The sequence below is a fragment of the Lentzea cavernae genome (assembly GCF_014653695.1).
GTDB lineage: Bacteria > Actinomycetota > Actinomycetes > Mycobacteriales > Pseudonocardiaceae > Lentzea > Lentzea cavernae.
Window position 1 is genome coordinate 111,544 of record NZ_BNAR01000016.1, and the last position, 7,003, is coordinate 118,546.

Sequence of the window (7,003 nt, forward strand, 5' to 3'; positions counted from 1 at the left end):
GTTGTTCCCCCGCTGCTCCGGAAAAGGCTCACGACACCGTTCTCACAGGTCGCACCGTCCTAATCTTCTTTTCGTGAGCGCGCCGCAGAGGAATGCGGCCCTTCAGCTCGGATGAATTCCAGGAGGAATCACCATGACGACCAAGGTCAGCCCGGAACAGGTCATCGCTCAGGCGCAGCGCCACGACTCGACCGCGGACAACGTGAGCCAGCAGCTGGACCAGCTGAAGGCCCAGGTCGAAGCCACCCTCGCGGCGAGCCCGAGCGCGGCCACCCGCGCGCTGAGCTCGACGGCCGACCAGTGGATCGAGTCGGTGCGCGGCGCCGTTCTGTCCAAGCTGCGCGAGATGGGCCAGACCATGCGCACCGAGGTCGGCGCCCAGCAGGACCAGGACGACACGGCTCGTTCCTCCATCACCAACGTCCCGGTCGCCGTCGGCAATTTCCTCGGCGCCTGATCCAGCCGTCTCAAGAACTACTTCGAAAAGGAACCAAAGTGGACACGATCACTTACGACTACGGCGTCATCGACGAGTGCATCTCGCTGATGAAGAACAAGGCGTCGGAGATCCAGAACCAGTCCGACGAGCTGTACAGCGACGTCAAGCGGATCATGCAGGACTGGGAGGGCTCGACGGCCAACGCCTACGACGCCAAGGCGAACCAGCTCAACGGCTACCTGGTGGACAGCCGCAACAACCTGGACAACCTCAAGACCGCCCTGCACACGTCCGCGAGCGACATGCAGGCTCGCGACAGCCGCGGCGCTGCCGCGATCGGGTGACCCGCGACGGTGTGCGCGTGCTCCCAGTTCCTCTCTCCCCGGTGGAAGCACGCGCACATCGTCACCCCTCTTGTCGACACGACCCCTTCCCCTGGCAGGAGCCTGGACGATGGCCACCAATTTCGACCCCGACGCGATCAGGGAGTCGGCCAAGAAGCTCGGTTCGATCATGGACGACATGGCCGCGTTCGAGGCCCTGAAAGCGAACTGGCCCAACGCCGGCGGTTTCGAGCTGGCGCAGCGGGTCGAGCGCGTCGTCGACGACCGCCGCAACGGTGTCGTCGCGAACGCCGAGCACCTCAAGATCGCCCTCGACGACATGCGGTCCACTCTGACCAAGATCGCCGACGACTTCGAGAAGGCGGACGAGGACAACGCCGCGAAGATCAAGGCGAGCATCGGTAACATGGCGTCCGAGATGCGCAGCGACATTGCGCGCTTCGACCAGAACACCGAGCAGGACCAGCACAACTTCACGCCCGGCCCGAAGGCGGGCTCCTCCGGCAGTTCCTCGGACGGCGACGGCTACAACGACGTTCTCTCCAGCGACGACACGGATGTCGAGTCCGCTGAGTCCGCTGAGGACACCGTGACGGAATCCGCGGAATCCAGTGTGGACACCGACGACGAGAACAACTCCGACGGTGACGGTTACGACGACGTCCTGCCCAGCGACGGCACGCAGTCGTTCGACTCGTCCATGGAGGACCTGGAGTCTTTGGAGGACAGCGTTTCCGACGAAGAAGTCGAGTCGGACCTCGAGCCGGAGGAGGAGCCCAAGGGCGACTCCGACGGCTACATCGCCAAGTAGTCCCCTCTGCCCGACATCGCCCGAGGCCCCTTGCGGGGTCGTCCACCTCGTCTGAAGGAAGTCCAGGGTCATGGCCGATTTCTCCGCTGCGCAGGTGGTGGGCGCCTACTCGTCCTCCATGCCGCCCATGGTCGCGGACCAGTACGCGACGCTGGAGCAGCTCCAGGGAGTCGCCTCGCAACTGGTCTTCAACTCCGACGGGTCCAAGGCCGGACTCGCGCGGAACACGGTCGCCGAGGCCTGGTACGACCTCGGCAACTACTTCGAGGCGGCCGCGAAGAGGCTCGGCGAGGTGAACGAGAACATCGCCAAGCAGATCAAGGCCGTCAAGGACGTGCTGGAGGGCGACGCGGGCGAGGCGTTCTCCCAGACCGCCACGAAGCTGCTGGACCAGAGCGAAGAGGTCTACCAGACGCTCACCGGCAAGCAGTACGCGCAGACGATCCACAACATCGGGCACGCGATCCAATCGTTCTCCGGCGGCTGGTGGGACATCATCCAGGCGTCCGACGACAAGCGTGACGCCGCGGCCAAGGCCCTGCAGGTGAAGGCGACCGCGGCCGTCGACGCGGCGGACGACGAGCGTGAAGTGGTCATCGCGGCCAACCAGCTGACCCAGGACCTGCTGTCCATGAACCGCATCGTCGACGAGATGCTGGTCAAGGACCTGCAGCAGGCCCTGACCTCGCTGGGCAACCAGTACAGCGCCCGCGGCGGCGACCTGGTCCCGCTCGACGTAGTCGGCAGCACGCCTGCGTCGGCCAGCGCGCCGAACGGCAAGCCGGGAGCGGACTCGCTCGACGGAGACGCGCCCACCGAGCAGGAGCAGCAGGCGGCGGACGAGGCCACCGAGGCGATCGACGACCTCAAGGACGGCGGAACGACGGCCGACGACGCCTTGAGCGCCGACGACGTGACCGGCGATCAGTCCACAAAAGATGGCGACGCGGCTGACGCACAGGGCCTCGCCGACGCCAAGGACGCCGCGGCGGACCTGCTCGGTGGCGCTGACGGCACCGAGACGGCCGCAGGTGATGCGGGCACGGGTGAGTCTGGTGCGGGTGAGTCCGGTACCGGCTCGAGCGACGCGAACCTCGCCATCCCGGACCTGGGCGGCGCCGACCTGGGCGGCACGGACGCCGCAGACACCGACTCCGCGAACGGTGAGCCGACCGACGCGCCCGGTGGCACGCTCGGTGACACAGCGGCGAAGCAGAAGGACGACGCGGGCGACCAGCAGGCACTGGACGCGGCCAAGAAGGCCGCAGGAGACGCGATGGACTCGCTCACGAGCCCGGACTCCCTGTCCAGTGGCACGGGCAGCGAGTCCGGAACGGGAACCGGCGCCGACGCGGGGGCGGGCACTGGAACGGGGTCCGGTGCCGGCGCTGGTTCCGCGCCGCCGGACACGGGGTCGGGTACCCCGTCGACCGGCGGCGGCGCGGTCCCGTCGATGCCGACGATGCCATCGATGGGATCTGCGAACCGCAAGAAGGACGAGGACAAGGCCAAGCGCGATGCCGCACTGGGACAGGCGAAGGACGCGGCCGGCAAGGCGATCGACGATCTGACGAGCCCGTCGGGCCTGCCCGAGACGTCGTCGGGCGGTCCTTCCGCCGGGGGCGCTCCCGCCGGCGGTGCGCCGGGCGTGCCGCAGACTTCGTCGGACGGTCCTGGCGATGCTGCTCGTGATGCCGCTCTGGAGGATGCGAAGCAGGCTGCCGGCAAGGCGATTGACGGCCTGACGAGCCCGTCGGGTCTGCCCGAGACGTCGTCCGGCGGCCCGTCCGGAGGTGGCGCCGGTGATGCTGCCCGCGATGCCGCTTTGGCGGATGCGAAGCAGGCCGCCGGCAAGGCGATCGGCGACCTGACGAGCCCTTCGAACGTGCCGAAGACGTCATCCGGCGGCCCCTCCGGTGGCGGCGCGCCGCAGGTCCCGTCGGCCAGCCCAGGGGACGCGGCCCGCGATGCCGCGCTGGAGCAGGCGAAGCAGGCTGCCGGCAAGGCGATCGGCGACCTGACGAGCCCTTCGGGCGTGCCGGAGACGTCGTCTGGCGGCCCCTCCGGTGGTGGCGCGCCGCAGACCTCCTCGGCCAGCCCGGGAGATGCGGCCCGCGATGCTGCGCTGGAGCAGGCGAAGCAGGCCGCCGGCAAGGCGATCGACGACCTGACGAACCCGTCCACAGGCAGCTCACAGGCGGGCGGTGCTTCGCCGGACGGGTCGTCCTCGGGCGGAGCGTCCCCGTCCACCGGCACCTCGCCGTCGACGGGTGACTCCTCGCAGGCAACCGGCGACCGGGCCGGCGACGCCGCTCGGGACCAGGCGCTGGAGCAGGCGAAACAGGCCGCGGACAAGGCGATCGGCGACCTGACCAAGCCGTCAGCCGGTCTCGGCGGCGACGCGGCCGGAACGCACTCCGGCGGCGGTGCGGGGTCGGGTGGTGAGACCGATCCCGAGCAGCAGCGCGTTCTCCAGGAGGCGAAGCACCACGCCGACAAGGCGATCGACGACCTCCGCTCCGGCACCCAGGACCCGGCGCGCCAGCACGCCTTCGACGAGGCGAAGAAGGCGGCCGACGACGCGATCGACAAGCTCGTCGACCCCCGGCACCACGCGGCTCTCGAGAACGCGAAGGCCACCGCTGACCGGGTCATCGACCAGCTCGGCTCCGACCAGCCCGGCCTGGACGACGCGAAGACCGCCGCGCACAAGGCGATCGACTCGCTCGACGACGCGGTCGACCCGTCCGCGCCGGGGCACGACCAGAGCCTCGCGCAGGCACAGCGGGAGGCGGCCGACGCGATCAACCGCTTGGCCGCGCCGGACGACTCGGCCGCGCGCCAGGAGGAACTCGCCGCTGCCAAGGCGTCCGTGAACGACGCGATCGCCAAGTCCGACGGCGGTGCGTCCGACGCGATGCACAAGTTCCTCTCGCCGGGCAGCGGGTCTGGCGGCGGAACACCCGCGGCCGGTGGTGGCATGCCGCACCTCGGCGGCTCGGCGGGATCGCTCGGCACCGCGGACCTCGGCTCCTCGCAGTCCGTCGCGGGCCAGTTCGACACGGGCGCGACGTCACGCATGGCGGGACCTGTGACCACCCTGCCGGCCGGGATGGACGGCGCGGCGATGCCGCCCGGCGGCATGCCGATGGGCGGCATGGGGGCGGGTGCGGGCATGGGCGCCGGAGGAGCCAACGCGGGTGAGAAGGAACGCGAACCGCAGATCTGGCTGCAGGCCGAGGAAGGGGCCTGGGGTGACAACGGTGCCGAGGTCCCGCCGCCCCCGGTCGTGGGCAGGAGCTGACCATGACCCACGTCCTCGACGACGCCGCGCTCGCGACCCTGAACTTCGACCAGCTCGCTCAACTGGTCAACGAGGTGAGTCCGGACGTCTTCTACGCCCGTGCGGCGGCCTTCGACGCCGCCGTCGCCCGGCTGGAAGCGGTGAGGGACGGCATACGGCGTGAGGCGCGCGCCATCTCCGACTCGTGGCAGGGGCGGGTCGCGAACTCGTTCGACGACACCGCCCGCGAGGTCGACGGCACCGTCGACAGGCTGTTGCAGTCGATGACCTCGCCCGGCTACGGCACGGTGATGCGCCACGCCGGCGACGCGCTCTCCGAAGCACAGCGCCGGATCCGCGACCTCAGGGCGCAGGGCGTCCACGACCAGCAGGCCGCGCTGCGCGTCCTGCACGACCTCGGCACGACCTACCGGCACTGCGGCGACTCCATGCCGGGCCAGCCGAACCTGACGCGGTTGTCGCCCTCCGGCGCCGTTCCGCGCGGCGGAGGCGGAACCGGCGGGGTGGCGCAGCAAACGCGGCACGCCGACTCCGGTTCGGGTGCAGGGCCTTTCGCCGAGGCGGGCCCGATGCCGTTCGCCGGAACGAGCGCGATGCCGTTGGCCGGTGCGAGCCCGACCGCTTTCGCCGCCGCAGGGCATTGGTCCGGCGGTCGTGCCGGGGCCGCACCGGAAGTTCGTGGCAAGCAAGGTGTTGCGGGGGAGGCCTCGTGCGCGGGACACGCGGCTCCTGTGATCGGAGGCATCTTCGCCGCCGCGATGCCGAAGGAGGCGGGAATCTCGCCGGTGCTCGGAAAGCGGGCGGCGGTGAGTCCACCGGCGGTCGACGCACCGCGAGCCGGGGGAGTGCTCGGTCGCGGCATACCCGCCCTCGGCCGAACCGTCTCGGCGCGAGGCCGTGACCAGCGGGACGCGGCGAAGAACACCGCCGAGTCCGAAGCGCGGCCTGTCACCGTTTCGCGTGACACGCCGACTTCGGTCGCACAGGTGCCCGCCACAGCATCCGCGACGGCGTCGGCACCTGCCGCGCCACCGCGTTCCGCCGGCGGCGCGGCCTCGTTCGCGACTGAGAGCCCGGTGGTGCCGGTCCCCGTCGAACGGACCGCACAGGCGGTCACCTCCGAAAGCACACCACCTCCTTTCCTGCCAGGGCATGCGGGTCAGGGAGCGGGTGCGTTCGGGCGGGGCACGACAGGACAGGTCGACGAGGCGACCGACCGCGATCCCGAGCTGCCGATCAGCGCGGACCGCGACCTCTGGTCACCCGCCGGCGCCGGGGCGGCCGTACTCGGCAGGCGCCAAGAACACGGACGAGGGAACTGACATGACGCTCGGATACAACGAGTCCTTCAACCACGACTCGGGCATCGAGGAGGCGCTGGCTTCACTGGACGCCGAGCGCCGCAAGCTGAGCCGCCTCAGCGAGATGTGGAAGGACGGCGAGACGAAGGTCAGGGCGAAGGACAACTCGCTGGAGATGACCTTCGACGGCCGCGGTGAGCTGACCGGGATCTCGTTCAACGAAGCCAAGTACCGGCTGCTGGCACCGACTCAGCTGGCCGAGGTCCTCAAGGAGACGCTGCAGCGCGGCCGCGCCCAGAGCATCGAGAAGATGACCGAGATCATGGGGTCCACCAGTCCCGGAGGCGTCGACCTGGCCGGCCTCGCGGGCGGCAAGACGGACCCGCAGGACGTTCTCGAAGCGCTCATCGGCCCGCTGCTCGGCGGTTTCGGCACGCGCAGGGCGGAAGGCTGACCATGGCGGAGAACTTCTACCTCGACCCGGAAGGCCTCTCCTCGGCCACGTCGAAACTCCGCAGCGCCGGCGATGCCCTGTCGAGAGCGCTCGACGAGCTCACCCGCAAGGTGGCGGAGAACGACGGCTGCTGGGGCAACGACCAGATCGGCGATGCGTTCGCGAAGAACTACGTCCAGAAGGCCAAGGACCTCCAGGACGGCGCTGCGGGAGCCCGTGACGGTGCACTGCAGATGGCCGACCTGCTCCAGCAGGCGGGCACCGCGTTCCAGGACCTGGACCGCGACTCGGCCCGCAAGCTCGACCAGTCGATGAGCGAGTCCTTCGCGCAGTCCGAGTGAACACCAGCA

7 protein-coding genes are annotated in these 7,003 nt (G+C 70.0%); all 7 read left to right on the forward strand.

Translation table 11 applies throughout. From position 1 onward, the window contains the following. Nucleotides 1-133: 133 nt before the first annotated feature. The 7 genes from IE307_RS36995 to IE307_RS37025 all read left to right on the forward strand — a co-directional run bounded on the left by IE307_RS36995 (nt 134) and on the right by IE307_RS37025 (nt 6,994). Entirely contained in the window at nt 134-457 is a 324-nt protein-coding gene (locus IE307_RS36995) for a hypothetical protein (protein ID WP_229905455.1), read from the forward strand. A gap of 38 nt (nt 458-495) precedes the next feature. Beyond that, complete coding sequence (locus IE307_RS37000) at nt 496-783, forward strand: WXG100 family type VII secretion target (protein WP_229905456.1); 288 nt, start codon at nt 496-498, stop codon at nt 781-783. A 109-nt stretch (nt 784-892) separates the two neighbouring features. Beyond that, nucleotides 893-1,594, forward strand: coding sequence for a hypothetical protein (locus IE307_RS37005; protein ID WP_191304110.1), 702 nt, complete (start codon nt 893-895; stop codon nt 1,592-1,594). A 70-nt stretch (nt 1,595-1,664) separates the two neighbouring features. After that, complete coding sequence (locus IE307_RS37010) at nt 1,665-4,898, forward strand: hypothetical protein (RefSeq protein ID WP_191304111.1); 3,234 nt, start codon at nt 1,665-1,667, stop codon at nt 4,896-4,898. Between the two features lie 2 nt (nt 4,899-4,900). After that, on the forward strand, nt 4,901-6,220 hold the full coding sequence (locus IE307_RS37015; RefSeq protein WP_191304112.1) for a WXG100 family type VII secretion target: 1,320 nt from the start codon (nt 4,901-4,903) through the stop codon (nt 6,218-6,220). A 1-nt stretch (nt 6,221) separates the two neighbouring features. Beyond that, complete coding sequence (locus IE307_RS37020) at nt 6,222-6,653, forward strand: YbaB/EbfC family nucleoid-associated protein (RefSeq protein ID WP_191304113.1); 432 nt, start codon at nt 6,222-6,224, stop codon at nt 6,651-6,653. 2 nt (nt 6,654-6,655) lie between these two features. After that, the gene (locus tag IE307_RS37025) at nt 6,656-6,994 is read left to right on the forward strand and encodes a WXG100 family type VII secretion target (protein ID WP_191304114.1); all 339 of its coding nucleotides are present in this window, start codon (nt 6,656-6,658) and stop codon (nt 6,992-6,994) included. The last annotated feature ends 9 nt before the right edge of the window (nt 6,995-7,003 follow it).